The sequence below is a fragment of the Neobacillus sp. K501 genome (assembly GCF_053749995.1).
In genome coordinates this window covers 1-26,039 of the sequence record NZ_JBSLYA010000008.1, presented here as the reverse complement: position 1 = coordinate 26,039, position 26,039 = coordinate 1, and the positions used below count along the sequence as shown (strand labels likewise).

The following is a 26,039-nucleotide window of genomic DNA, read 5'->3' as shown; positions in this document are numbered from 1 at the left end:
GGATGCCTTTTAAGTTATTTTGATGCTTATTTAAGAGCTTTTAAGAGTTTCTTGTACTCTCATAACCTATGTTTTAGGCCTTTTTTGGAACTCGCCATGTCCAATTGGCCATCTTCTTGAAATTCATAGCAGCAAAAGTAAACATCGCCTGTATCGACAATTTTTATGTCCCCTTAACGTTATCCAACGCATACCATGTATTTCTTTTGCATCAGCGAATCCTCGTTCAATTGTTACTTTTCTCTTGCATATATTCCTTTTATAATCGTTTGTTCTTCGTTTAATAAACGAATTTCTATAGAATTTGTCAGATATTTCATACGGAATGGACAAGTGCTCACGTTTTAAAATGGATTTACATTAGAAAAAGACTTCTTCGAGGAAGTCTTTTTTTTCATTTTCGGCTAGTCCTTTTTTACAATTTTAGAAGGGTTGTTAACTTTATAAGGCACCGCTACATCAAGTGTAAATTCATCTGCAACATCTTTTCCTTTTGCCAGCTTCTTTGCGGCCACTTTTCCGTTAAATTCGAGCAGGTCCCCTTTTGCTAATTCAAATTTTTTCAGTGTTTTACTGTGACTGCACCAAGCGTAGTCAAGCTCTATTGGCGGCTCTTGAACAATTTTTACGTTCTCTAGGATCACCACTTCATCATTTTCTTCATTAAATGGGTTATATGTAAGGGCGAACTGTTTTACTGATGCGGTAAAGTGAACCTTATCTACTGGTAGCTCTATTTTCGCCTGCTTCTCTTTTTTCGGTTTTGTAGCTTTCGCTGGTTTGGAAGCAGCGGGTTTTTCTTCCTTTATGTTAGATTCGGCTACCATTCCTGCATCTTTTTCCTCCAATTGTATCAGGCTTTCTTTTCCAAAGCTTGATTGCTGCATTTCCTTTAAATAAGCGGGGTGGATGCAGCTTAGGTTTCCCTCTTGAAATTCAATCACAAGCGTATTGTAATCGTCAGATTTTCCATACGTTTCAAAACCCTTAATGGTCACAATACGCTGATAAATCCGTTCCTTATACAAAAACTCCCGTTTAGCTTCCTTTGCCGAAGACAGCCCCCACTCCTTTAACTTCTCCCGATAATGCTCCTCATCACGAAAAGTTTCAAAGTCCCCTCTTGGAGGAATATACTGTGTCAAATCACTCTGCTCCAATTCTAGCCTTTCCATACTCATACCTCCACATCCCTTGAACGAATTAAGTTATATGATTATATCATGCAAAATAGTGCAATTAAAACACAAGGTTTAAAAGGCCTTTTTTGAAGGCCTTCTATTTTATGATGGCTGGTTTGCCAATTGGGTAATATTCGATATGCTCGCAGGTATTAATTTTGTTTTGTTCGAAGCAGTTTCGACCGTCGAAAATGATGGGATAGTTCATTTTCTTCAGAATATCGTCGAGATTAAGTTCTTTAAATTCTTTCCATTCTGTTACGATGAGAACGGCATCTGCCCCTGAGACGGCATCGTCAACGGAAAATGCATATCGGATAGCCTCACCAATGATTTTCCTTGCATTCTCGGTGGCAACAGGATCATAGGCCGACACTTGGGCACCGTGTTTCAATAACGCCCTGGCAATTTTGATAGATGGTGCTTCCCGCATATCATCTGTTTCCGGCTTAAAAGCAAGTCCCAACATCGTAATTTTTTTACCTTCTAAACCTCCAAATCGTTTTAATGCATTCATGACAAGAAGCTCAGACTGGGATGCATTAATAGAAATCGTTTCTTTTAATAAGGAGAAATTCACACCATTCATGCCTGCTGTATGAATCAATGCTTTTACATCCTTCGGAAAACAGGAGCCGCCATAGCCAATTCCGGCATTCAAAAAGGACTCCCCGATTCGCCGATCCTTCCCTATTCCCTTAGCCACATCTTCTACATCTGCTCCGACAACTTGGCATAGATTTGCAATTTCATTGATATAACTGATCTTCGTTGCCAAAAATGCATTTGCGGCATATTTAATCATCTCTGCACTTTTCGTACTTGTTAAAAGAACCGGGACATTCAGGGGCTGATACATTTCACGTACTCTTTCAGCAGCTTCCCTGTCTTCAGAGCCGATAATAATTCTGTCCGCATTAATGGTATCTTCAATGGCCGAGCCCTGTCTCAAAAATTCAGGATTTGAAACGATCTTTATTGAGAATCCACAAAGCTCTTCCATTGTTCTTTTGATAAAATCGTTCGTTCCGACGGGGACTGTACTTTTTATTACAAGCACGGTCGAAGCTGTCATGTATTTTGAAATATCCTTTGCTGCTTGTTCAAGATAAGATAAATCTGCAGATCCATCCTCTCCCTGAGGTGTTCCCACGGCGATAATAATAATATCTGCACCCTTCAATCCTTCTGAAGGAGACGAGGTAAAGTGCAGTCTTCCTTCAGACAAATTTTCAACTAGAAAATTCTCGAGATTGGGTTCATAAATGGGGGATTTTCCTTGCCTTAAAAGATTAATTTTCTGTTCATTAATATCGATGCATGTCACGTGATGCCCGATTTCTGATAAACAAACACCTGTGGATAGGCCGACATAGCCTGTACCTAAAACAGCTATATTCATATCAATCAATCTCTCTTTTACTATTTTGTAGGTTTTCTTTTTTATAAACTTCCAGCAAATATCCAAGAACCGATTCTCTTATATCATTTCTCGTTAAAGCAAAGTCTATTGTTGCCTTAATAAAACCAATCTTGTCACCGATATCATAACGGCCACCCTTAAAGTTATAAGCTAATACAGCCTGATGTTTATTCAGTTCATTAATGGCATCCGTTAACTGTAATTCATCCCCTTTTCCAAATGGAGTTCTGGCTAAAATATTAAAAATTTCTGAGGTCAAGACATAACGTCCCATAATAGCGTATCTTGATGGTGCTTCCTCTTTTTTTGGCTTTTCTATAAATGATTCGATATGGAATAAGTCTGACTCTATCATCGACCCTTTTGGCTTAATAATGCCATACTTACTGACATCCTTTTCCGCGACTGTTTGAACTGCTACAACAGAACTGTTGTAATATTCGAATACATCGATGATTTGCTTTAAACATGGAGTTTCTGACATGACAATGTCATCTCCTAACAAGACCGCGAAAGGCTCCTCACCAATGACACTCTTAGCGCAAAGAATGGCATGTCCAAGACCTAAAGGCTCTTTTTGACGAACATAGACGATGTTAACCAGGTTTGATATTTTTTGAACTTCCGCTAATATGTCCTGCTTATTTTTTCTTAATAGGGTATCTTCTAGTTCATATGATTTATCGAAATGATCTTCAATAGACCTTTTTCCCCTGCCTATGATGATGATAATTTCTTCAATCCCAGAAGCAACTGCTTCTTCGACAATATATTGAATTGTTGGTTTATCAACAATCGGTAGCATCTCTTTAGGCTGTGCTTTCGTCGCTGGTAAAAATCGAGTTCCGAGACCGGCTGCTGGAATAATGGCCTTCCGGATTTTCATATGCTGCCTCCTTCCTTTTTACTCTTTAATTCTTTATATGCATCGGGACAGCCTTCCGTCACGATAGTAACCTAGAAATCTCACATATTTTCATTCAAAATAGTAGAAATGCCCTGATAGATTGTAAAAGAAATGAAAAACTCCTTTACCAAATGGGGGAATGGGGTTCAGCGCAGTTTTTTGTGAATAGGACGATAAACCCTTTTAATAAATCTTTCGATGACCTTTTGAAGATTCTTTTTGCGTCGGGTAACGAGTGCCGTTACAATCGCCTTTTTTTCCTCCGTAGTTACGTTCCAATCATCTGGTATTACCGCAACAATTTCCTCGATTAAATGAATTGGGAGTGTCTGAACGACATCTAAATAATCGAAAAAACATTGCTCATCATCCGTAAAGCGCACCATTAATTCATGGGTAGCGCTTTTCATTATATTGGTTGGCAAATTCTCTAAATCGGTATGAACCCAATTGAAAGAATTGAAAACTTCTGCATGATCGATGATCCATAATCGATAGGCGTTGGGTGAATCCTCACACAAGACGATATTTTTACGAGTACGATCACGGTTACACAGCCAATAATCAAATAATATTATTCCTGCCATTGTCTGATGATTGCTTATTTGCGGAACAGATGTCACTTGATGCCCATCAAAGCAATCAGGCACATATAGTGAGGCAAATTGAAATTGAGTATGGGACATTTGCGTGAGTGCTGGTACTTGAGTGGAAAATTCTTGGGGTATTTGAACAATTTGAGCAAATGGTATTGGCAAACCAAGGTAGCGTCCAAGGCAATAGGCAATCCATTCATTCGCCAGGGCTTTTTCAAAACCAGGTTGATGATATTTCACGACGTAGTCTCTTCCATCATCAAATGTTATCAAATGGGCACCGGATTTCCCTTCAAGCTTTTTTTTATAAGCTATCGGCTGAATCATTGACTTTTCACCTCACCATTCGTACCATCAGCTTGAACGACAATTTCCTTCAACAATGCGATATATTCCTTTGCAACCTTTTCAATCGCAAATTTTTCATGCACATGGCGAATCGCGGCTTGCGACATCTGTTTATACTGCGCAGGATTATCCAAAAGCGCATACAACTGTTTAACCGCATCCTCCACATTTTGACCACGAAAGAGCATACCATGGACACCATGCTCAACTAACTCGGTGACAGGCACCATCTTTGAGGCCACTACTGGAACTCCACAAACCATCGATTCAATAAAGGTATTTCCAAACGATTCTGTTTTAGTGGTGGCCAATGTGCAGCCACCGGACTGGCGAATTTTTGCATACACATGTGGCATTTGCTGATAAGGTATCACCGGGAACCACTTAATAATGTCAGTGAGCTGTTCTTCCTGCCATCTCATTTTGAATTCTTCTCGCTGAACACTTTGGGCTCCGCCGATCACCCAAATCTCGATATCCGTTCGCTGACTTTTAATGATTTTAGCCACCTCAAGCAGCATTTGCCAGTTTTTCCGCTTATCTAATCTGCCAATCCAGCCGATGATTTTTTTTCCCAATGGAAAAATCGGAATGCTATCATAATCAATTTCATCCATTGATAATGCCCGATAAAATCCTGTATCGATGCCATTGTAAATCACATGAATCGGAATCTCATCCGTTAAAATTCTAATGAGACGCTGTTGATAGATAGAGGGGACAATAATGATTTTAGGCTGAATACCTCGGAAGCTTTTCAATTGAGGCTGGATCTTAATAAGCTCAGGGGTACGTGCTTCCACAATCACAGGTCCAATAAATCCGGCCTTCTTAATCCATTTAAAGGCTTTACCTGTATCAACGACGATGATCGCATCATAGTGATTGTTCTTAATGATGTGAACAATCTCCTGTTCATCTTTTGTTATATACAAAGGTGCTATATCCTGCATAATGTGGAGCCCGCCATGATCGGTTGTATAAAGAAACTCAGTATCAATTCCATGTTTTTTAAAATAAATTGCGCGATTACGCCAGCCCGCATTCACTCCGCCAACTGTCAGCAAACGCCAAATAACTAGAACTTTCATATGGTTATCTCCTCTTAATATTCAGGCTCCTCCTCGGGTAAAACTTTATTAAGGTCATAGTATTGCATCAAAACATTAGCTATGCTTACCCTTTTTTTTATGTTTGTCCTTCTCTTTTTGTCGATCCTTATGTGAGCGATCCCCTTCAAACGACCTTCCCTTAGCACGGTATCGATCTTTTTCTCGCTCGCCTTCGAAACGTTTTCCACCATTTCGGTCTTTGTAGATTTTGTTAGAACGATCTCCCTCGTAGCTATAATCGCGAACTGGGTATCTTTCCCCGTAAACTTGTTCCAGTTTGTCCCAATGTTCATCGATTTTGGCCATTACCGTTTCCGGGTCTGCTCCTCGAGCAAGCATAGTTTTCACCCATTCCTCTTTGAATACCTTGTGGACAAGGCCTTCCAAAAGAATCACATAATTTTTCTCATCGTCTGTTGTTAACAATCCTTTGCTTAAATTTTTCACTAATTTCTTATCCGGTTTCTCCGGAAGAAGCAGCTCGGTAATTTGCCGGGATAAATCCTCCATGCGGATGTAGTGGAGCCATTCCTGGTAAAGTTCTGGAGCCATCGCCTGGACATGTGACAGAAACACCGCCTTGTTTTCTTCCCCTAAAGACGTCAATAGTTTACGAGGATACGGATATACCCGATCTCTCCAAATCGTTCTCGCAACATCAATAACCTTTAAGCTTCCATCAGGCTGTAAGTAGATCTGGCGCTTATGATGGTCAATCCGTTCGTAGCCAATCGATTTAAATGTAATTAACATTTCTATCAATTTCGCAGAGAGTGCCTCCGTTAACGGCTGTGATTGAAGGTACTCACGCAAGTCAACTCCACGAATGATTTCCATCGCAATATAGAGCGGACCTTTTCCATAAAGTTTTGGAAAAAGATTCGTATTTTGTCCCATTGATAGCGCTTGGTATTCACGATCGCAATCCTCGGCATTCCCAAATACCTTAATACAAATAGCATCTGTTAGTTGAAATACAGCACCTTGGCGTCCTTTCCCCATCATGATGAGTGATGAGTTATTTACCACTGCCACATCTGCATTAACCTGGTTAGTTACTTTGATTTTACTCACCCATTGGTCTAAATTTTGATTTAACATATTTTCCCTCCTTCCATCTTATGAATGGAATATTTTATTTGATAAATTGGCAGTTTATCAGTGAATTTCCACACTCTGGAAAGCTTGTCTCCGCTTCAGCTGACATACTTTACCGCCTACTATAGTAAATTCAAGAATGCGAAAAATGGTAATGGCATCCGTCTATAAAAATAAAAATTTATGCATTGGCTTCAACGAACTTAACTTTTTGTAAATTCAAAAAAGTTAAGTCATTAATAGGAAATATCTCCTCTTTTTTCCTATTAATGTAGTACAATAAATAATAGTAGGTTATGATTATTTGAGATTTCCAAGCTCCTCTGCTTCATCAAAAAATTTCATATGGGAGGAAATCGCATGAGTCGAATGACAAAGCAAGAGAAAAGCTGGGTTTTTTATGATTGGGCCAATTCTGCCTATTCAATTTTAATTACCACTGCCATTTTCCCCTTATATTTTAAGGCGGCAGCGACAGAAGCAGGAATTACTGCCTCAAACTCAACGGCTTATTGGGGCTATGCAAACTCATTTGCGACCTTGCTCATTTCTATTTGTGCTCCCATTCTCGGGACCATTGGGGATTTTCGCGGGTTTAAGAAAAGGCTTTTTACTTTTTTCATCACATTAGGTGTCGTGTTCACAGCTCTATTAGCAGTTGTTCCGAGTGACCAATGGATTATTCTCTTAATCTGTTACATTTTTACCGTCTTAGGTTTTGGAGGCGCGAATATTTTCTATGATGCTTTTCTTGTGGATGTTACCACTGAGGAAAGAATGAACCGGATTTCAGCTCGAGGATTTGCCATGGGTTATATCGGCAGTACTATACCTTTTATTATAGGAATTGCCCTTATTCTCTTATCACAACAAGGAATCATTCCACTTTCAGTCACAGTTGCAAGTCAAATGGCTTTTGCGATTACAGCGCTATGGTGGGGTATTTTTACGATCCCGATGCTTAAAAATGTCAAACAGGTCTATTTTGTTGAACGAGTGCCAAACCCGATTTCAATGAGTTTTAAGAAAGTATTTCAAACCATTAAACGAATCAGAGCATTTCGGCCATTATTTTTATTTCTAATTGCTTATTTCTTTTATATTGATGGAGTCCATACAATCATCACGATGTCTACTGCCTATGGGTCCGATCTCGGGATTAGTTCGACGAACCTATTGATTATTTTATTTGCTACCCAGGTGGTTGCAGCTCCATTTGCCCTGCTATACGGGAAGCTTGCAGATAAATTTACGGGGAAGAAAATGTTGCTAGTCGGTATTTTCATTTATATTATTATTTGCATTTATGCCTATTTTTTAAAAACAACATTAGACTTCTGGATATTGGCAATGCTCGTGGGCTCTTCGCAAGGCGGTATTCAAGCACTTAGCCGCTCTTATTTTGCCAAGCTTGTCCCAAAAGAAAATGCCAATGAATTCTTTGGATTTTATAATATTTTTTACAAATTCGCCTCAATTCTCGGTCCTTTCCTGGTCGGTATCACCGCACAATTAACAGGAAATACCAATAGTGGGGTTTTTAGCTTAGTGATTCTCTTCCTAATTGGAGGACTGATCTTACTTCGAGTACCTGAAACCACTACAAATGGCGAAATGAAGGCATAAAAAAACAACGCTTGGATTTTTTTCAATCCAGGCGTTGTTTTTTTATGCGTAATCATCCTTATGAAGAATCATTTCTTTTTCAAGATGACTAGCTTTTATCCCATATTTAGGCTTGAGGTGGTCAATTTTCTCTCCTAAAAGAAGCTTAATCGCTAAATAAGGAAAGTTGATTCCTGATAAACAGCTAAAATGCATTCCCCCGCTCATCCGCGGATTTATTTCAAGCAGTTTCGGGATTCCATTATTATATTTAATTTGAATATTGAAGATATAAGGCAGTTTATATTCCTGATGAAACTTATGTGCCATTTGGATAAGTTCAGGATGGTTCACCATCTCCCTTACTCTTCCGTTTCCTTTCATCCTTGGAATCGCCGCCAATAATTTATCTTTAGAAGCAAGGCAGTCAATACTATATTCCGTACCTTCTAAATACTCTAATACCATTAGATCAGGAAACGTCTTTTGTTGGCTAAGAATTTCGCAGGCATACTGATAAGGAATCCGCCGTCCTATTCCCCCTCTGAATAACTGTTCGATCGTTGCCATTTGATCCTTTATGATATGAAAACCATTTGCACCTTCTCCCACTACAGGTTTAAAGCAAACATGATGTCCCTTTTCCCGAAGGTTTTCATAGGCCGTTTTGAAATCTTTGAGATTCTTGACGACGTAAAAATCAGGAATCGGAATAAGCATAATCCCCTCCTGTTCCTTTTCTAATAACGATTGATAGGTAAAAGCTTTATTGTCCATCATCTTCATAATTTCAGCATCTGGACAAACCAGTACTTTCACACCAATGTCTTCAAACTCTGATAACCTTTTTGAAATCAGAACATTTTCCTTCCGAGGAATAAATAGGTCAATTTTGTGTTTCAGACAAAAATCAAGGCAAAAAGCAATATACTCATCACCAGAAACATCGGGCTCCAAAAAAGCATAATCACAAAACTGTAAATAAAGCGCATCACGATTCGGACTAGTACCAAAAATAACAAAACTCCGCCCATCCTCATTCCCACGAATCATCTCAATAAAATGCGAAACCGTCGTAAACCAGCGATTAAACCAAACTCTCATCACGCAACCTCTTTCATGTTGTAATTTCATAAAAACCTCATTCATTATTTCCTAAAAATACCTTTTTATACACAAGTGTATATTTGGTGCCTGTCACCGAATGGTGGTATATTGGTTAGTAAAGAGGGGTGATACATATGTGTGGCAGGTTTACGTTGACGGCACCTGTTGATGTGTTGTTGGATCGGTTTGATGTTGAGTTTTTTCTTGAGCAGGAGGAGTATTTTCCTAGTTATAATGTGGCACCTTCGCAGTCTGTGTTGGCGGTTATTAATAATGGTCAGCATAATCGGATGGGGTTTTTGCGATGGGGGTTAATCCCGCCCTGGGCGAAGGATCTGACGATTGGTAATAAGATGATTAATGCGCGTGCTGAAACGCTTAGCGAGAAATCCAGCTTTAAAAATGCCCTAAAGAAGCAGCGTTGTCTGATTATTGCCGATAGCTTCTATGAATGGAAACGAATCGACAGCAAAACAAAGATTCCGATGAGGATCAAACTTAAGTCAAATGAGCTATTTGCCATGGCCGGCCTCTGGGAAAAATGGAAATCCCCAGAAGGGACTAACATTTATTCCTGTTCGGTGATAACGACTACCCCAAATCAATTAGTAAAAGACATTCATGATCGGATGCCAGTCATCTTACATCCTGAGGATGAAAATAGATGGCTCGATCCTTCGATAGAGGACCCAAAACAATTAAATGATTTATTAAAACCTCTCGAACCCGAATTAATGGATACTCATGAAGTTAGCCCACTTGTGAATTCACCTAAGAATAACTCCATTGAGCTTATTCAAAAAATCTGTTAAAAAAATGCCTGTCCCCAAATACGTTGAACGTAGCGAGGGCAGGCATCTATTATACAAGTACAAATGACGCATTTACTTTCATTATAAATGTCATAATTGCCGTCGTATCCAAATTGGAAGTGTCAGCGGTAATTCCATTTACTTTTTTTACTATTTGTCTTTCGATAAAATTCATTTTGCTGACGAGAAATTCACCGCCAAAAATCCCATTAGCGACTGAGCGGCTTCGGAGCTCTTCAGGAAAGGCATCATCGAATTGTTCAAGTGCTTCTTCTCCATCGAGCCAGCAGCATAGAAAGAGTCCTAATTTCTTGGTCATGAGAACATCATGGTACTTACTGATGAAATGTTTGATTTTCCCTTGGATTCTTCCGGCATGGATGGATCCGCCGATAATGACAAAGTCGTAGTCCTCGACATCAAAATTAACCTTATCTCGTTTTAAATCAACTGTGAGAACTTCCCCTTCTACCCATTCACTTATTAATTGGACAGCCTTTTCCGTCGTACCATGCGATGAGCAATACACGATTAAAGTTTTCATCTTCATCCTGCCCTCCTTGGCATAATTTCCCGCCAAAAACAAATTAGCCACAGAAACCAAACGATAGATATTGGCTTTCCTTTATTATATAGCAGAATATTCATATAACCGGTGATAAAATTGGCAATATTTCTACAATTACTCTATCACCCATTCTTAAACCACCTTAACAAAAATTTTAAAAAATTTTATTTATTTATGAAACTTATTGAAATGTTTCTCGTCTAGTCAATGCATGAAAAAATGCAAAGAAAAAATAGAGAGAAAAGGGGTAAAAATTATGAAGAAGTTATGGATTCTCTTAACCGCAATGATTATGGCATTTGCATTATCTGCATGTGCTGAAAAAACCGAGGAAAAGGTTGATAAGAAAGAAGCAACTGGACCAACAGAAGAGGAAGTAAAAGCAAAGAAAAAAGTATTAGTTAAATTTTACAATGGCCTGGTAAATGATATTAATACTGCTGATGTCGACCTCAATACTTATGAAGGTGCTGATGAGCCTGAACCTGAGCAAAAAACCAAAGCAAGCGAATCTGCCGCAGCCGTTGCGGATGCACTAAATGCTGTTACTATTCCAGAAGATTTAAAGGATCAAAAGGCTGACATAGAAGCTGCGCTAAAAGATTTAGCTGATGCCTATCAAGTGATGGCGGAAGAACTGAAGAAGGATGCTCCAGCCCTTGATGCTGCTTATGAAACCTTCAAAAAAGGTGATGAAAAAATGGGGAAAATTTATGAAGACAATAAAATGTTTAAGCCAAGCTTATCAACCAGTGTAAACTAATCAATGGGTGCTCCACATAGTTGTGGGGCACTTTTCTTTTAATGCAGCGATTTCTACCAACCCGTCACTTTCGGATAATTATCTGAGTAGCCCTCCGACGTATCCCCATCCTCTTCTATGATAAAAACAAGGTTAGGATTCTCTTTTGGGTATGCGAAGCCTTGATAGGATTCACTCAAGAAGTTATAATCGATTTCTTTTAAAACGAATTCTGTTTCGTATTTTCCTGTTAAATACTTTTCCATATTTTTTTCATGTTGGTGTTTCTCCCACGGTGTTCCATTGAATACCGTATACGCATATAAACCAAAAACTAGTATGAGTAAAGCAAATACCATTAAGATCCATTTTGTCGCCTTAATACTACTCACCTCTATAATTTTCAGAATATTATAACTATATTATTCGTCAAATATTTTTGATATTCCTTCTCTTATAAAACAAAAATGGAACGTACACTTGTACGTCCCCCTGATTCCTATTCATTATTTTTTCATTAATTTTTGGATTGTCACGATTATCTCGTCTAGTACTTCATAATCCCCATCTTGAATTCTTTCGACGACACAGCTTTTCATATGACCTTCCAGCAATATTTTAGCGACACTGTTTAATGCGGATTGTGTTGCCGAAATTTGTGTAATCACATCGTCACAATAAGTGTCTTTTTCAATTAAGCCCTTAATGCCACGAATTTGTCCTTCAATTCGATTCAGTCTCGTAATTAGATTGTTTTTCACTTTGTCAGAATGGTGGCTTTTTCTTTCGCTTCCCTCAGTCCCGCAGCATGAATCATTCTGGAGTTCATCCTCATTTGCTTTTTCGAATGACATGTATACCGCCTCCTTTTTCAACATTATATCATACCCCCGTATCGTAGAGTACGAGCTTCTAGTAAAACAATCCGCTGTTATGGTATTTCGATGACAAATGGGAACACTCTTACTTTTCCATCTTGTTTAAATTCCGCCCAAATCTTGTACCGTCCTGGCTGGTCAAAATGTGTTTCAAAAACGGGCATTGATTCATTCAATGGATGCACATGGAGGTATTTGTCTGCTTGTTCATCCAAAATCACGACATGGCCTGCTGCACCTAAATATTGTTCCAATTTCCCTTCATCTAATTGAAAGGATAAGGTGACATCCTTACCTGATTCCAGGGAACTTATATTCATTTCTACTGTTTCGCCATCAATCGTTTGTATTAGCTCCTGATCAGCCGTTAATGTCGCATGCCCATGTGATTCATGTGATCCTTCACCAACCTGAAAAGCGACAGGACTTACCTCATAATTCAAATTTTTAGGTTTAATATCGATAAACGCTTTATATGCCCCATCCTGTAATCGATGGTCGGCAACTTCAAACTGTCCCTCGCCGACTTTTTCAGGATGAAGATGATAATATTGATCAAGATTTTCATTGACAACGATTAAATGAAGAAGTTTCTCATGGTTTATTTCTAATTCATTAACTGATTTTCCGTTGCCGTCTTTTATGGTTATGCTGATTTTGCCATCATCATATGTGAAGGTTGTCATGACTCCTCCTGCTGCACTCTCTTCACCATCATCATGTCCATGAGCTTCTTCGCTCACTTCGGCAGTTTCATGGTTTTTTTCCTCACTATGACTAGCAATTGGTTCATCCTTTTTAATAAACTCATCATAAATCAGATAACCACCAATCACTACCAGCAAATAGACTATTGCGGAAATGGCCCACTTTTTCATCCTATCTACCCCTTTTTCCACTCATTTTTGATTCATTTTTACCCTTTGTAATCTTAGAGCATTTAAAACAACAGAAACCGAACTGAATGCCATCGCCGCCCCTGCAAGCCATGGTGCAAGAAAACCAGCAGCTGCAATAGGAATACCAAGGGTGTTATAACCGAAGGCCCAGAAAAGATTTTGTTTGATATTTTGAATTGTCTTTTTACTCATCCAAATGGCGTCGGCAATACTGTTAAGGTCGCCTCTCATTAAGGTAATATCTGCAGCTTCCATTGCCACATCTGTTCCTGTACCGATTGCCATACCAATATCCGCGATCGCAAGCGCTGGTGCATCATTTATCCCATCCCCGACCATCGCCACGCGCTTGCCTTGCTCTTGAAGCTTCTTCACTTCAGCTGCTTTTCCTTCTGGTAAAACCTCAGCAATGACCGCATCTAAACCAACTTCTGCCGCAATTGCTTGGGCTGTCCTCTGATTATCACCAGTAATCATGATCACCTCTAAGCCCATGTCCTTTAAACGCTTGATCGCAGCTCTAGAGGTATCCTTTACGGTATCAGCAACGGCAACCAAACCTGCATAAACTCCGTCAATCGCAACCAACATTGCTGTCTTCCCGTTTTCTTCAAGCGTTTCCATCCTTGCATTAGCTTGAGCAATCGAAACCTCATATTTTGTCATTAATTTACGTGTCCCGATTAATAGTTTACGTCCATTTACTTCTGCTTTGATTCCAAAGCCCGGAATCGCCTCAAATTCATTCACCGCCTGGAGTTCAATCCCTTTTTCTTTAATGCCAGCAACAATTGCCTCTGCTAATGGGTGCTCCGATTGTTTTTCTGCAGAGCCTATTAGTTGTAAAAAGGTGACTTCATCAAAATTCCCTTCAACAATGACATCCGTTAATACCGGTTTGCCATTTGTAACTGTTCCTGTTTTATCTAAAATGACAGACGTTATCCGATGGGTCATTTCTAAATGCTCGCCGCCTTTAAATAAAACCCCTATTTCCGCAGCCCGGCCAGAGCCTGCCATGATCGATGTTGGTGTCGCTAATCCAAGCGCACATGGACATGCGATGACAAGGACGGCAATCATTTTTTCTAATGCATCGGCAAAATCACCGGGATTCACCCAGAGAAACCAAACTAAGAAAGTAATCACGGCAATTCCAACAACGATGGGAACAAAGATTCCAGAGATTTGATCGGCTAATCGTTGAATTGGCGCCTTTGACCCTTGTGCTTCTTCCACCACTTTTATAATTTGAGCTAGCGCCGTATCGCGGCCAACCTTGACGGCTTTTATTTTTAAAAAACCATTTTTATTGATGGTAGCGCCAATTACGTTATCATCAACCGTTTTATCAACGGGAACACTTTCCCCCGTAATCATCGATTCATCCAGGGCAGAACGTCCCTCGATTATTACACCATCAACAGGAACTTTCTCCCCTGGCTTAATAGATACAATGTCTCCTGCCACAACTTCTTCTAAAGCTACTTCCAGCTCTTTCCCATCACGTAAAACGATTGCTGTCTTCGCTTGCAGTCCCATTAGTTTCTTAATAGCTTCTGAAGACCGTCCCTTCGCACGTGCTTCGAACAACTTACCTAAAATAATTAGTGTGATTAATACCGCACTCGTTTCAAAGTATAACTCCGGCATATGTTGTTGTGATCCAATCGTAATGATGGATAAATATAAACTATAAAAATAAGCAGCCGATGTCCCTAATGCCACTAATACATCCATATTGGCGCTTTTATTGCGTAATGCTTTGTACGCTCCGACGTAAAATTGCTTCCCGACGACAAATTGAACGGGAGTGGCCAGTGCCAGCTGTACCCAAGGATTCATCAGCATGTCTGGAAGATAGATAAAGGATGTAAATTCAAAGTGACTCACCATCGCCCATAAAAGGGGAAAAGATAGAATTAATGAAAAAACAAACTTCCCTTTTTGCTTTTCAATTTCCTTCTCGCGGTGATCGATCTGTTCCGCTGTCCCTTCTTCCTTTACCTTCGCCTCATAGCCAATTTTTTCAACCTTATTGATGATTTCCTTCAGCGTAACTTGTGATGGGTTAAACTCGATACTTGCTGTTTCCAAAGCTAAATTTACATTTGCCTTCATGACACCATCTAACTTGGTTAGACCTTTTTCAATTCGCGTCGCACAAGCTGCACAGGTCATGCCGATAATATCAAATTCAGCTTTTTCAGCCGCAACACCATAACCTAAATCTGAAATTTTTTGGATAAAATCATCTACTTGTGTTTCTGAAGGATTGTACTTGATCGAGGCCTTTTCCAATGCTAAATTAACGCTGGCTTCCTCGACACCTGCTACTTTATTCAACCCTTTCTCAATTCGTATCGCACATGCTGCACAGGTCATACCTGTAATTGGTAATTGAACTTCTTTTTGAGAAGTACTCATGGTTATTCCCCCTTTTCCAGTAATCAAGCCAGTTACTGGAAGGTTATTTGATACTCTTATACTATACCCCACTAAGGTATAATGTCAACTAAAAAAATTAAATTTCATAAAAAAAACTGACTCCAAATAGTGAGTCAGTTTCCATCCTTCATTAACCTGTTTTTTCAACTTTATCCGGATGCTTGTATTCTTTTTCCCAGAATTCTGCACCTTTGATACCAAGCTTTACAGGATCGAATACAGGATCTTTTCCATCTTTCAGCTGTGCTTCATAATCCCGTAGGACTTTTAACGTTGGTTTTGTCAGTAGCAGGATGGCGATAATATTTAACCATGCCATACTTCCTACCCCAACATCCCCTAAGCCCCATGCAAGGCTTGCTGTTTTCACACTTCCATAGAATGTCATGACACAAATGACAGCTTTTAAAAGATACACGGTCCAAGCTCGTTTTGCATTACCATTGATGTAGGAAAGATTGGTTTCAGCCATATAGTAGTACGCCATGATTGTTGTGAATGCGAAGAAGAATAAGGAGATGGCGACAAATGGTGCACCAAAACCAGGAATTGCAGATTCAACTGCAGCTTGAGTATATCCAGGACCTGGCTCAATATCACCAAGATTATTGACAATCTCTGGTTTACCTTCTGGAGCAACATTGTACATGCCAGTTATGATAATCATGAAAGCAGTCGCAGAACATACTAATAATGTATCAATATAGACGGAAAATGCTTGAACAATACCTTGTTTCGCTGGGTGTGAAACCTCTGCAGCAGCAGCAGCATGTGGTCCAGTACCTTGTCCAGCTTCGTTTGAATAAATTCCACGCTTAACGCCCCAAGAAATCGCAGCACCTAAAATACCACCAAATGCAGCATCTGCTCCAAACGCACTTGAGAAGATCAATTTTAGAACAGCTGGTAATTCAGAAATATTCATGAAGGTAATAATGAGAGCCACCAAAACATAGCCTAGCGCCATAAATGGTACGACGAATTCAGCTACACGTGCAATCCGTTTAACGCCGCCAAAAATAATGATCGCAAGTAGCGCAACTAACACAAGACCAGTAATGGCAGGGCTAATTCCAAATGCATTTTCAACGCTAAGCGCGATACTGTTTGCTTGAACACCCGGTAAAAGGACTCCTGTTGCAATCACTGTTACAACAGCAAATAATACAGCGTACCATTTGATATTTAATCCTTTCTCTATGTAATACGCCGGACCTCCACGGAATTGACCGTCTTTTTTAGTCTTATAGACTTGACCTAAAGTTGATTCAATAAATGCAGAACTAGCTCCTAAAAACGCCATCATCCACATCCAGAAAACGGCACCTGGTCCACCAAAAGCAATAGCTGTTGCTACACCAGCAATATTACCTGTGCCGACGCGTCCTGATAAGGCTAGGCTTAACGCCTGGAAGGATGAAATACCAGCTTCTGATTTTCCACCTTTGAACATTAACCCAGCAATATCTTTCATATGCCTGACTTGAAGAAATCTTGTGGCAATTGTGTAAAACAAACCTACCCCTAAACATAAATAAATAAGTGCCTGGCTCCAAATGATCCCATTCAGCCAATTAACAATTTGTTCCAAGTAAATCCCCCTTTGTCTCGTTATGTTTGTATTATATAACAGCCCATACGTAAAATAAAAGAATTTTTTTAATATTCTCAAATAAAAAAATTTCAGTCAACCACGGAGTTAATGTACAAAAAACACTTTTAACACAATAATACTTTAGCGAGTTAAAAAGAATAATTGGCTTTTATTATAAAAAAATAAAGTCATCCAATACGGATAACTTTACTTTTTTATTCATTTTTCTTAAAGGTTTCCTCGATTAATTTCTGGAAAGAAAAAGGATTAGCAATTTCATTACGAAGGTTAATGATGTTCAACGATTCATCTTCTTCCTCCGCATGCTTAAGCTCGCTAATCTCCTTATGCAGGCCCTCCATTTTTCGATCTAAATGCGCAGCCATTATCGCTGCATCTTTTAATTCCTCAATCATTCTAGCGGGAACTTCCTTATTGTATTTATAATAAATTTTATGCTCTAAGCTCGCCCAGAAATCCATCGCGATCGTCCGTATTTGAACCTCCACATAGGTTAGTTCTTCCCGGTCTGACATGAAGATCGGAATTTCTAAAATCATATGTAGACTTTGATAGCCGTTTGGTTTTGGATTCTTAATATAATCCTTGTATTCAACAACTCGAACATCCTTTTGGCCAGCGATCATTCGACTCATCTCATAAATATCTGAAATAAATGAACAGGTAATCCGCATTCCGGCAATGTCTTTAATATTTTCTTTAATACTTGCTAGTGAAAACTCACATTCTTTTCGCTGAATTTTTTTCAATAAGCTCTCTGGTGATTTTAAACGTGATTTCACATGTTCTATTGGATTATAGTCGTGAATATAATTAAATTCATCTTTAAGGATATTTATTTTGGTCGTCATTTCATCTAAGGCGAATTTATAGGCCATCATGAAACGGGTTAATTCTATCTTTAGAGCTTTAAGATTCTTCAAGTCAAAATTCTGTTCCATTCCTAGTTGAAACTTCCCTTCCATTAACCATTTTGAGTATCGTTTTCATTCATTAATAATTTTGTTATTACTTCAGGTGGAAATACGATTCGGCATATTACCTTCGCTACTTCTCGATAGTCTGTTTGCACATTGCAAAGGTTATTTTTCTCCCGCACATTCTCGGCTAAAACCATCATCGCCCATGTAACTGTATCAAAATTTAGATCCTTCCAAGTTAATCCTTGATCGCAGGCCTTTTTCAGTCCGGACAGAATATTTGCATGTATTTTTCTTCTTGCCGACATCAGCACTTCTGCAAGCTCTGAATCCTTTGGCAGTAATTCTGGCAATACACGGTGGAGACCTAATTCATTTAGTCGTTTATCATGGGATTCCAAGAGGTTGGCAATCAGGCTGACAGGGTCAGATGTCTTCCATTGTGGCTCTGGCATGATTAATTTCTCTATTTGATCCTCTAATAGAGACATTAACAACTGCCGTTTATCAGAAAAATAGCGGTAAAAGGTCCCTGTCGCTACACCAGCGTGGGCAGCAATTTCCTTAGCCGTAGTCTGCTCATATCCCTTTGAAATAAACAGAGAATGCCCACTTTCAAGCAACGCATTTCTTTTTTGTTGAGCACGCTCTTGTTTTGGAACATATGGGAATTCTCCTACCAAAAGATCTTCTCGGTCTGACATTTTTCTCACCTCACCTCTATCATAACATAAAGAACAATTTATTGAACTATAGTTCATGTTTTGATTGACAGAATCGACTGAGAATGCAATACTTGAACTATAGTTCATGTTATTTCTCAGTCTTTTGTTCACACCCCTTGGCAAGGGATTGAAAATAACATGAACAGCAAAAATTTTTTTATTAAATCAATCTTTTTACTCGCCTTTTTTAAATTTATTCATATATAATATTTAATAATTACTTTGGAAGGTGTTGATTTATATGGCAAACCAATCAAATTCAAAAAAAATCTCGGTCAATTCAACAATCTCATTAAAAGGAATTGTAAAAGCCATTTTCAACGATACCGTTCATGTTCAAATTGGTGGTAAAATTATTACCCTGCCAATTTCAGAATACAAGCTAGATAAATCTATGAATTAAAAGGATCACCGATATTCTTTATAAAATATTATCAGGCCCATCGCTCTTTAAGCGGTGGGCCATCTTTTATTTCTTGGGAATTTATAACAAATAATAGTGTGGAAAACTTTGTGGGGTTATCTGAATCCAGCTCCAGCCCCTAGACGCTTGCGCTTTTTGTTCTTACAACCTCTATATGGAAGGATGTGGCGATTATTTTAAGGATCAACGAGTTATCCCGTTGAGGTCCTTGCTCAGCATGAATTATCACTTGATATCCTGTTATTTCGACTTTGTGGCAGAAATTGATGGATGTTATCATGGTAGATGTGAACCACAAAACGTCGCCATTGGCGATAAAAAACCGGAGGGATTCATTATCCATTGTTTACCGTTGAATTACACGAGTAAGATGGAAAAAGCGATGCTTGCTGCCCATGGAGTCTGTTATGAAGTCTACAAAAGAAATCATAAAATCAGGATGAATGTTGAAAAACGCCGAGAACTAGAATACTTAAAGAGCCAGCAAATGAGTGCGGCCATAGAGAGAAAAATACATGGATGAGTGATTTCGGAGCTGCATTTGCGCAGCTCCGATTTTATTTTCACCTCAGTATGCTAATCCTTTGATAGTTCGGTCTTGAGATCATACTCATTAAATAGGCGGATACATTTGGATTTTTCTTCCGCTTACTATTAAGAAACTCAATAATGGTCGCAGCGTTCCTTATTCCCATGCCATGTCCATAATAGGTGTCATTACCGAAGAATATCACATTTTCAGCTTTCCACCAAGGCTGTTTTGGATCAAAATCAGGATTATTAAAGTGGAGCACATCCCCAATGATAAAATCCATTCCATCTTTTTGATACACTGGCAGGTCATCGTCAAACATCCAACTATAAAGGTAGAGACGATTAAAATATTCATTAAATGCTCTGGTACCGATGGAATAAAGAGTCGCAATGTATAGCACCATAGCAATTGCGGTCGCACATTCAAAAGCATAAAGTTTCCCATTCTTTAGGATGTCTAGAATTGCGACTGATGGTGCAACACCCTCTCGTAAAAGAAACCCCCCATTCCTTAAGCGATTCCAATACTTCTTATTACAAAAAGCATACGTAAATGTCGTAAACTGTGCCCCACTTTGTTCCATTTCCTTTGCAGCCTTTATCGTATTGGCCCTAAATAAAAGTTCAAATTGCAATTGATTGATGGATGGATAGTCATAAATAACGTTATAGCTTATCAGTTGAGCTAGGATTGCCTCATATTCCGCATTGGGTATTTCTTTCTCGAGCGTTTCTTTTTTAATGATCCTTCCATTTATTCTAATCATGATGTCCCTCCTGCCCCATAAGAGAACCTTCCTAAACCATATGAAACGACCATAATAAAAATTCGAAAAAAAAAACCTCCTGCAGCTGCAAGAGGTTAAGCAATTGATTCTTGAGTGATTAATTTTACAATCTCTAGTGATTTTATATGATAGCCGTCAATTTCAAGGACTTTAAATTGATAATCGCCATAGTTGATTAAATCACCTTCGACTACGTCCATTTTTTCTGATAATACCCATCCGCCGATCGTATCCATATCTTCCTCATGAATATCAAGTCCAAATAAGTCATTGATTTCATCAATCAGTACTTTACCATCGACTACCGTTTTGTTTTCATTGATTTTATTAATATCAGGGACTTCGTCACCGTCGAACTCATCACGGATTTCACCGACGATTTCTTCAAGAATATCTTCGACTGTTACCAATCCAGCCGTACCGCCATATTCGTCCATTAATATCGCCATATGGACACGGTCTTTTTGCATTTTCACCAGTAAATCGTGGATCGCAATCGATTCAATTACTTGAATAACCGGACGAATATAATTCTCAATCGGTGTATCAAGATTGATTCCACTGATATAATCCGTTAATACTTCCTTCATATTAATCATACCAACGATATTGTCTTTTTCACCATCGATCACTGGGTATCTTGTATAATTCTCAACTTTGACAATTTCAAGACATTCTTCAAGTGTTTGTGTCCGATCAAAGACAACAATTTCTGTCCGTGGAATCATAATTTCTTTTGCAATTCGATCATCAAATTCGAAAATATTATTCACATATTTAAACTCAGATTGATTGATTTCCCCACTTTTATAGCTTTCCGAAATAATCAATTGAAGTTCTTCTTCTGAATGTGCATTGTCATGTTCGGAAGCAGGTTTTAGACCGAATAAACTTAAAATAAATCGTGCTGACCCATTCAACGCTTTAATAAAGGGGTACATGATTTTGTAGAAAATAATCATTGGTCTTGCAAAAACTAACGTAACAGCCTCTGCTTTTTGGATGGCAACTGTTTTAGGTGCCAATTCTCCGACAACAACGTGCAAGAATGTGACAGATGAAAAGGCAATAATAAAAGATAAGATGCCTGAAGCTGATTCGGGCAGACTAAACTGCACAAATAATGGATGAAGTATATGTTCGACCGTGGGTTCACCAATCCACCCTAATCCTAACGCGGTCACGGTAATACCTAATTGGCAGGCCGATAAATATTCATCCAAATTGCTTATGATTGTTTTTGCCGCAATTGCATTTTTGTTCCCTTCGGCTACAAGTTGATCAATTCGGGTACTACGAATTTTAACAATCGCAAATTCGAAAGAAACGAAGAATGCGGTAAAAGCAATTAATAAAGCAATTAATATCAAGTTTATAGTTGTCAATGGTCTCCTTACTAATCAAAGTAAGGAATACACCTCCTGGTTTGTATAAAAATTAGTTATTAGCCAAACAATACTAACAAAGTTTGTGCTAATGGCACTCCTCTTGAAGATAATTTATTGACGACCATTTCTTTCTGCTGTGTGTTTAATTTTTGGAGAAAAGGTTCAATTGCGTCAATTTCCTCTTTAAGATGGTGCATTAATATTCCGATCTGTTCAAAATGTTTTTCAAGTTTTTGCTTATCAATACTACAATCAGCATTAAGCAATTCAATCGAAGTCTTGATTTCCTCTAAGGGCATATTTAAGTTTTTATAATGCTCCACTAACTCCAATATTTGAATGCTATCTTCCCCATACAATCGATAGTTTGAGTTCGTCCGCACAGGGTTGAGTAAGCCAATTTGGGTATAATAATCGATTGTTCTTTTTGATAAATTCATTAATTTAGCCATTTCGCCAATACGATACAACTTCCCAACTTACCCACCCCTTTCTATTATTATAGTAAAAAATATACCATAACTTAAACTGTACAGTCAACGTTTTAGTTATGGAAGCATTCCTATTGATGTAGTCTTTCAAGGATCCTGCGCTTTTGATAAAGCATGGTCGCTGCTTCAGATAAATCATTAATCATAGACCTATTCGCAAAAGCTCCAAATACAAGTCCAGCAATTGGCACCATTTGAAATAATTTTTTCCAGCCAAATTGGTCTCTGTATGTATAGACCACTTCACGCCAGCCCTGTAGCTGTGACATCATTTCAGTAGAATTCTTGTCTTCCTGGTAATAGCTTGATAGCTCGTTTAAGATTGCTTTTTTTCCAACAATATCTGCCGATGAAAATTGCAAGCATTTTATGACAAAAACTCTTTCACTTTTTTCCTTTGGGTCATAACCATGAATGATGGCAATTTCCTGTAGCGTTTTTAATGAGATTGCCAGTAAGGCTGGAATATCAATCGCCAACGTAAAAATACCTCCAATGCCCGTGCTCGCACCTTGGATCGCTGCTACTTTCTTTCTTTGCTCCGATATCTGCAGACTTAAATTTTTCATCGCCGATAATGAAACATGGTTGAAATCTGCCGTATTGTTAATCGGTATCCCTACTTCTGTTTCAATCAACCTATATATATTTTTTTCATTCACTAAATAATTCCCGCCAGTTTGTATGTAATTTCCAAGTTCCTCTAGTAATGCACCTATTTTATTATGGATAAATTTCGGTGTTATTTTATCCAACAGCTTAAAAGGCAATCTGCCTAACCTCTCCCAAAACCATAGGTCACTTTGACTCTTTTCCCATTTTTCAATCTTTTCTAATTCACGCATCAATTCTTCTTTTGTTTCCACTTTTTTCACCTCCCATATATTATATATAAAAATAGCTGGAGATATAGTATTACGGATTTGTCGTTATTAATGGAGAATTTCTGGGTATTATTAATGTTGTTTAAAGAAGGACTAGAGGTCAAAAAAACCGTTCCTGTAACCTCAAGAACGGTTCTACCTTGTTTAGATGCCTTGGTTGAAGATATCTGTTAACACTGGAACAATTTGCTTTTTACGAGATACAACACCCTTTAATACTGCTGTGTTGTTTGATAACGTGACATTATAGGCTTTTTCGACCGCATTTGTTTTGTTTCCGAGTGCTAATCCGACTGAGTCGTTTGTTAAAATATCGGTAACGACAAACAAAAATAAATCTAAGTTCTTTTCTTCAATCACTTTTGAAATTTTTGCTTCTAGGTCCGTTTGGCGTGCTAAAACCTCATTCGTATCCACAGCGTTAACTTGGGCGATTTCCACTTTACTTGCGCCCATTTCGAACTCCTTGGCATCCAATGAGATCAATTCTTCCACGGTTTTGTCGCTCAAATCAGCACCGGCCTTCAGCATTTCTAATCCATAAGCTTCAGCGTCAACCCCAGCAATCGCTGCTAATTCACGAGCTGCAGCAACATCTTCCGCTGTACAAGTTGGTGATTTGAATAGCAAGGAATCAGAAATGATCGCTGACAGCATAAGACCGGCAATTTCTTTCTTAATTTCTTTGCCATTTTCTTTATACATTTTATTTAAAATCGTAGCGGTACAACCCACTGGCTCACAACGATAGTATAAAGGATCACTTGTTTCAAAGTTTGCGATACGGTGGTGGTCGATTACTTCTAGAACACGCACCTCTGAGATATCGTTGGCACTTTGCTGACGCTCGTTATGGTCAACTAAAATAACAGAATTAACTTCAGCAGCAACCGCTTCTACTAAACGGGGAACTTCCACCTTAAAGGTATCAAGCGCGTATTGTGTTTCACCATTGATCTGTCCAAGACGGATAGGCTCAACATCCATACCTAATTGTTTCTTTAAATCTGCATAAGCAATCGCAGAACAGATCGTATCAGTATCAGGATTCTTATGTCCAAAAATAAGTACTTTTTCCATTTTAATACTCCTAATCGTATGAAATTATGTAGGCCAAATCCATTTATAGAAATTGACCCTAACAAAAATTATATATTATAGTCTATCAGTATTCAAAGCAATTAGGGCAGAAAATAGAATTCAACTAATCAAAAAAACAGCTTATTTATGAAAAAGCTCCTTTATTTCATTTGCAGGTAATGGCTTGCTGAATAAATAGCCTTGTGCTTCATTACATTCATGCCGGCGAAGAAACTCCAATTGTTCCTTTACCTCTACACCCTCAGCAATAACACTTAATCCAAGGTTCTGACCCATCAGAAGAATCGTCGTCGCAATATTTTCATCATCTTTACTCTTAGCGATATCACGAATAAACGATTGATCAATCTTTAAATAATCAATCGGAAACTTTTTCAGGTAACTTAAGGAACTATACCCTGTTCCAAAGTCATCAATGGAGATATTCACTCCGATATTTTTTAAATGAGTTAATTTCAGCGAAGCCTCCTCAACGTCCATTGTCATGCTCTCTGTGATTTCAATGGTCAGGGACTGAGGATCAATCTCGGTTTCCTTGACGATTTGCTCAATCATCGAAACTAAATTTGGCTGATAGAATTGTCGGAAGGAAATATTAACAGAAATAGTTGATAAATGAAGTCCATTCTCTTGCCAATTCTTAAATTGCTGACAGGCCGTCCTCAAAACCCATTCCCCAATCGGAACAATCATTCCTGTTTCTTCAGCAATAGGGATGAATTTATCTGGTGCTACCCTTCCCAACTGAGGATGCTCCCAACGGATTAGCGCTTCCGCACCCTTCATTTTATTGGCATTTAGATCCATAATTGGCTGATAATGAAGAATAAATTCATTCCTATCTAATGCTTTTCTCAGATCATTTTCAATTTCTAAACGATTTAATGTCTTTTTATCAAAATTTGAGTTATAAAATTTATAATTATTCCGGCCCTCATTTTTAGCTTGAAGCATCGCTACATCCGCCTTACGAATGAGTTCATCTACATTATTGCCATCAAGCGGGAAAGTACTGATTCCAATACTCGGAGTAACAAAAATCTCATGTCCATCAATGACAAATGCCTGGGTAAAGATGCTTTGAATTCTCTCCGCAATTTTGCTAATTTCCATTTTAGTTACATTATCTAGTAAAATAATAAACTCATCACTGCCAGACCGCGAAACGATGTCCCTGTCTCGCATACAGTCCTTCAATTTTTTTGCCACCTGTTTTAAAAGCATGTTACCAAAATTATGACCAAGAGAATCATTAATGAGTTTAAAACGATCCAAATCAAAGTACATGATGGCTAATAACTTATCATTGTTTTTCTTAAACAGATTGATGGCAATCTTAACCTTTTCATCAAAATATCTCCTGTTAGGTAATCCGGTTACTTCATCGTGAGTAGCAGGGAATTTCGCGCTGCCGACGATTCCTTGTACATTACCATCAATAAAAA

At 38.5% G+C, this 26,039-nt stretch carries 26 protein-coding genes and 1 pseudogene; 5 read left to right on the top strand and 22 right to left on the bottom strand.

The genetic code is table 11. The features are described from left to right. Nucleotides 1-73 precede the first annotated feature (73 nt). From ACWM35_RS17435 to ACWM35_RS17405, 7 genes and pseudogenes are all read right to left on the bottom strand, one after another. Nucleotides 74-252 (bottom strand): annotated as a pseudogene (locus ACWM35_RS17435) (transposase); the annotation flags it as partial. A gap of 152 nt (nucleotides 253-404) precedes the next feature. Continuing rightward, entirely contained in the window at nucleotides 405-1,175 is a 771-nt protein-coding gene (locus ACWM35_RS17430; RefSeq protein WP_454820126.1) for a hypothetical protein, read from the bottom strand. A 103-nt stretch (nucleotides 1,176-1,278) separates the two neighbouring features. Next, nucleotides 1,279-2,583: a UDP-glucose dehydrogenase family protein gene (locus tag ACWM35_RS17425; RefSeq protein ID WP_454820125.1), complete on the bottom strand. Its 1,305-nt coding sequence runs from the start codon at nucleotides 2,581-2,583 to the stop codon at nucleotides 1,279-1,281. A 1-nt stretch (nucleotide 2,584) separates the two neighbouring features. Continuing rightward, nucleotides 2,585-3,490 carry a UTP--glucose-1-phosphate uridylyltransferase GalU gene (gene galU / locus ACWM35_RS17420; protein ID WP_454820124.1) on the bottom strand — a complete coding sequence of 302 codons (906 nt, stop codon included), beginning with the start codon at nucleotides 3,488-3,490 and terminating at the stop codon, nucleotides 2,585-2,587. A gap of 167 nt (nucleotides 3,491-3,657) precedes the next feature. Next, nucleotides 3,658-4,434, bottom strand: coding sequence for a HipA family kinase (locus tag ACWM35_RS17415; protein WP_454820123.1), 777 nt, complete (start codon nucleotides 4,432-4,434; stop codon nucleotides 3,658-3,660). Continuing rightward, the gene (locus ACWM35_RS17410; RefSeq protein WP_454820122.1) at nucleotides 4,431-5,546 is read right to left on the bottom strand and encodes a glycosyltransferase family 4 protein; all 1,116 of its coding nucleotides are present in this window, start codon (nucleotides 5,544-5,546) and stop codon (nucleotides 4,431-4,433) included. The genes ACWM35_RS17415 and ACWM35_RS17410 overlap by 4 nt, the downstream gene beginning before the upstream one ends. Nucleotides 5,547-5,621: 75 nt before the next feature. Beyond that, on the bottom strand, nucleotides 5,622-6,668 hold the full coding sequence (locus ACWM35_RS17405) for a hypothetical protein (RefSeq protein ID WP_454820121.1): 1,047 nt from the start codon (nucleotides 6,666-6,668) through the stop codon (nucleotides 5,622-5,624). A 357-nt stretch (nucleotides 6,669-7,025) separates the two neighbouring features. Between ACWM35_RS17405 and ACWM35_RS17400 the strand changes: the two genes are divergently transcribed. Continuing rightward, entirely contained in the window at nucleotides 7,026-8,291 is a 1,266-nt protein-coding gene (locus ACWM35_RS17400) for an MFS transporter (RefSeq protein WP_454820120.1), read from the top strand. A gap of 42 nt (nucleotides 8,292-8,333) precedes the next feature. Here ACWM35_RS17400 and ACWM35_RS17395 read toward each other — a convergent pair whose 3' ends face one another. Next, entirely contained in the window at nucleotides 8,334-9,374 is a 1,041-nt protein-coding gene (locus tag ACWM35_RS17395) for an ATP-grasp domain-containing protein (RefSeq protein ID WP_454820119.1), read from the bottom strand. A 137-nt stretch (nucleotides 9,375-9,511) separates the two neighbouring features. On the opposite strand from ACWM35_RS17395, the gene ACWM35_RS17390 reads away from it, so the two are divergent. Next, the gene (locus ACWM35_RS17390) at nucleotides 9,512-10,189 is read left to right on the top strand and encodes an SOS response-associated peptidase (protein ID WP_454820118.1); all 678 of its coding nucleotides are present in this window, start codon (nucleotides 9,512-9,514) and stop codon (nucleotides 10,187-10,189) included. Between the two features lie 49 nt (nucleotides 10,190-10,238). On the opposite strand, the gene ACWM35_RS17385 is transcribed toward ACWM35_RS17390, so the two are convergent. Beyond that, nucleotides 10,239-10,739: a flavodoxin domain-containing protein gene (locus ACWM35_RS17385; protein ID WP_454820117.1), complete on the bottom strand. Its 501-nt coding sequence runs from the start codon at nucleotides 10,737-10,739 to the stop codon at nucleotides 10,239-10,241. A 274-nt stretch (nucleotides 10,740-11,013) separates the two neighbouring features. Between ACWM35_RS17385 and ACWM35_RS17380 the strand changes: the two genes are divergently transcribed. Then, nucleotides 11,014-11,520, top strand: a complete 507-nt coding sequence (locus ACWM35_RS17380; protein WP_454820116.1) for a hypothetical protein — start codon at nucleotides 11,014-11,016, stop codon at nucleotides 11,518-11,520. A 53-nt stretch (nucleotides 11,521-11,573) separates the two neighbouring features. On the opposite strand, the gene ACWM35_RS17375 is transcribed toward ACWM35_RS17380, so the two are convergent. The 7 genes from ACWM35_RS17375 to ACWM35_RS17345 all read right to left on the bottom strand — a co-directional run bounded on the left by ACWM35_RS17375 (nucleotide 11,574) and on the right by ACWM35_RS17345 (nucleotide 18,963). Further along, nucleotides 11,574-11,891: a YfjL-like protein gene (locus tag ACWM35_RS17375; protein WP_454820115.1), complete on the bottom strand. Its 318-nt coding sequence runs from the start codon at nucleotides 11,889-11,891 to the stop codon at nucleotides 11,574-11,576. Nucleotides 11,892-12,005: 114 nt separating this feature from the next. Then, nucleotides 12,006-12,353 (bottom strand): metal-sensitive transcriptional regulator, encoded by a 348-nt coding sequence (locus tag ACWM35_RS17370; protein ID WP_454820114.1) that lies wholly within the window; start codon nucleotides 12,351-12,353, stop codon nucleotides 12,006-12,008. A gap of 77 nt (nucleotides 12,354-12,430) precedes the next feature. After that, on the bottom strand, nucleotides 12,431-13,255 hold the full coding sequence (locus tag ACWM35_RS17365) for a hypothetical protein (RefSeq protein ID WP_454820113.1): 825 nt from the start codon (nucleotides 13,253-13,255) through the stop codon (nucleotides 12,431-12,433). A gap of 21 nt (nucleotides 13,256-13,276) precedes the next feature. Further along, a complete protein-coding gene (locus tag ACWM35_RS17360) occupies nucleotides 13,277-15,703 on the bottom strand; it encodes a heavy metal translocating P-type ATPase (RefSeq protein WP_454820112.1) in 2,427 nt (808 codons plus the stop codon). 151 nt (nucleotides 15,704-15,854) lie between these two features. Further along, entirely contained in the window at nucleotides 15,855-17,315 is a 1,461-nt protein-coding gene (locus ACWM35_RS17355; RefSeq protein ID WP_454820111.1) for an alanine/glycine:cation symporter family protein, read from the bottom strand. A 218-nt stretch (nucleotides 17,316-17,533) separates the two neighbouring features. Continuing rightward, nucleotides 17,534-18,280, bottom strand: a complete 747-nt coding sequence (locus ACWM35_RS17350) for a GTP pyrophosphokinase (protein ID WP_454820110.1) — start codon at nucleotides 18,278-18,280, stop codon at nucleotides 17,534-17,536. A 23-nt stretch (nucleotides 18,281-18,303) separates the two neighbouring features. Next, a complete protein-coding gene (locus ACWM35_RS17345) occupies nucleotides 18,304-18,963 on the bottom strand; it encodes a TetR/AcrR family transcriptional regulator (RefSeq protein ID WP_454820109.1) in 660 nt (219 codons plus the stop codon). 262 nt (nucleotides 18,964-19,225) lie between these two features. Between ACWM35_RS17345 and ACWM35_RS17340 the strand changes: the two genes are divergently transcribed. Both ACWM35_RS17340 and ACWM35_RS17335 read left to right on the top strand, forming a co-directional pair. Further along, the gene (locus ACWM35_RS17340; RefSeq protein WP_454820108.1) at nucleotides 19,226-19,387 is read left to right on the top strand and encodes a hypothetical protein; all 162 of its coding nucleotides are present in this window, start codon (nucleotides 19,226-19,228) and stop codon (nucleotides 19,385-19,387) included. A gap of 238 nt (nucleotides 19,388-19,625) precedes the next feature. After that, a complete protein-coding gene (locus ACWM35_RS17335) occupies nucleotides 19,626-19,931 on the top strand; it encodes a hypothetical protein (protein WP_454820107.1) in 306 nt (101 codons plus the stop codon). A gap of 40 nt (nucleotides 19,932-19,971) precedes the next feature. Here the strand turns inward: ACWM35_RS17335 and ACWM35_RS17330 are convergent, their stop codons facing one another. From ACWM35_RS17330 to ACWM35_RS17305, 6 genes are all read right to left on the bottom strand, one after another. Beyond that, a complete protein-coding gene (locus ACWM35_RS17330; RefSeq protein ID WP_454820106.1) occupies nucleotides 19,972-20,709 on the bottom strand; it encodes a protein-glutamine gamma-glutamyltransferase in 738 nt (245 codons plus the stop codon). A gap of 95 nt (nucleotides 20,710-20,804) precedes the next feature. Then, nucleotides 20,805-22,115: a hemolysin family protein gene (locus ACWM35_RS17325; RefSeq protein ID WP_454820105.1), complete on the bottom strand. Its 1,311-nt coding sequence runs from the start codon at nucleotides 22,113-22,115 to the stop codon at nucleotides 20,805-20,807. A gap of 59 nt (nucleotides 22,116-22,174) precedes the next feature. Next, nucleotides 22,175-22,588, bottom strand: coding sequence for a MerR family transcriptional regulator (locus ACWM35_RS17320; protein WP_454820104.1), 414 nt, complete (start codon nucleotides 22,586-22,588; stop codon nucleotides 22,175-22,177). A 92-nt stretch (nucleotides 22,589-22,680) separates the two neighbouring features. After that, a complete protein-coding gene (locus ACWM35_RS17315; RefSeq protein ID WP_454820103.1) occupies nucleotides 22,681-23,475 on the bottom strand; it encodes an EcsC family protein in 795 nt (264 codons plus the stop codon). A gap of 162 nt (nucleotides 23,476-23,637) precedes the next feature. Next, on the bottom strand, nucleotides 23,638-24,573 hold the full coding sequence (locus ACWM35_RS17310; protein WP_454820102.1) for a manganese-dependent inorganic pyrophosphatase: 936 nt from the start codon (nucleotides 24,571-24,573) through the stop codon (nucleotides 23,638-23,640). 141 nt (nucleotides 24,574-24,714) lie between these two features. Beyond that, on the bottom strand, nucleotides 24,715-26,039 hold a 1,325-nt coding region (locus ACWM35_RS17305), incomplete at its 5' end, for a putative bifunctional diguanylate cyclase/phosphodiesterase (RefSeq protein ID WP_454820101.1).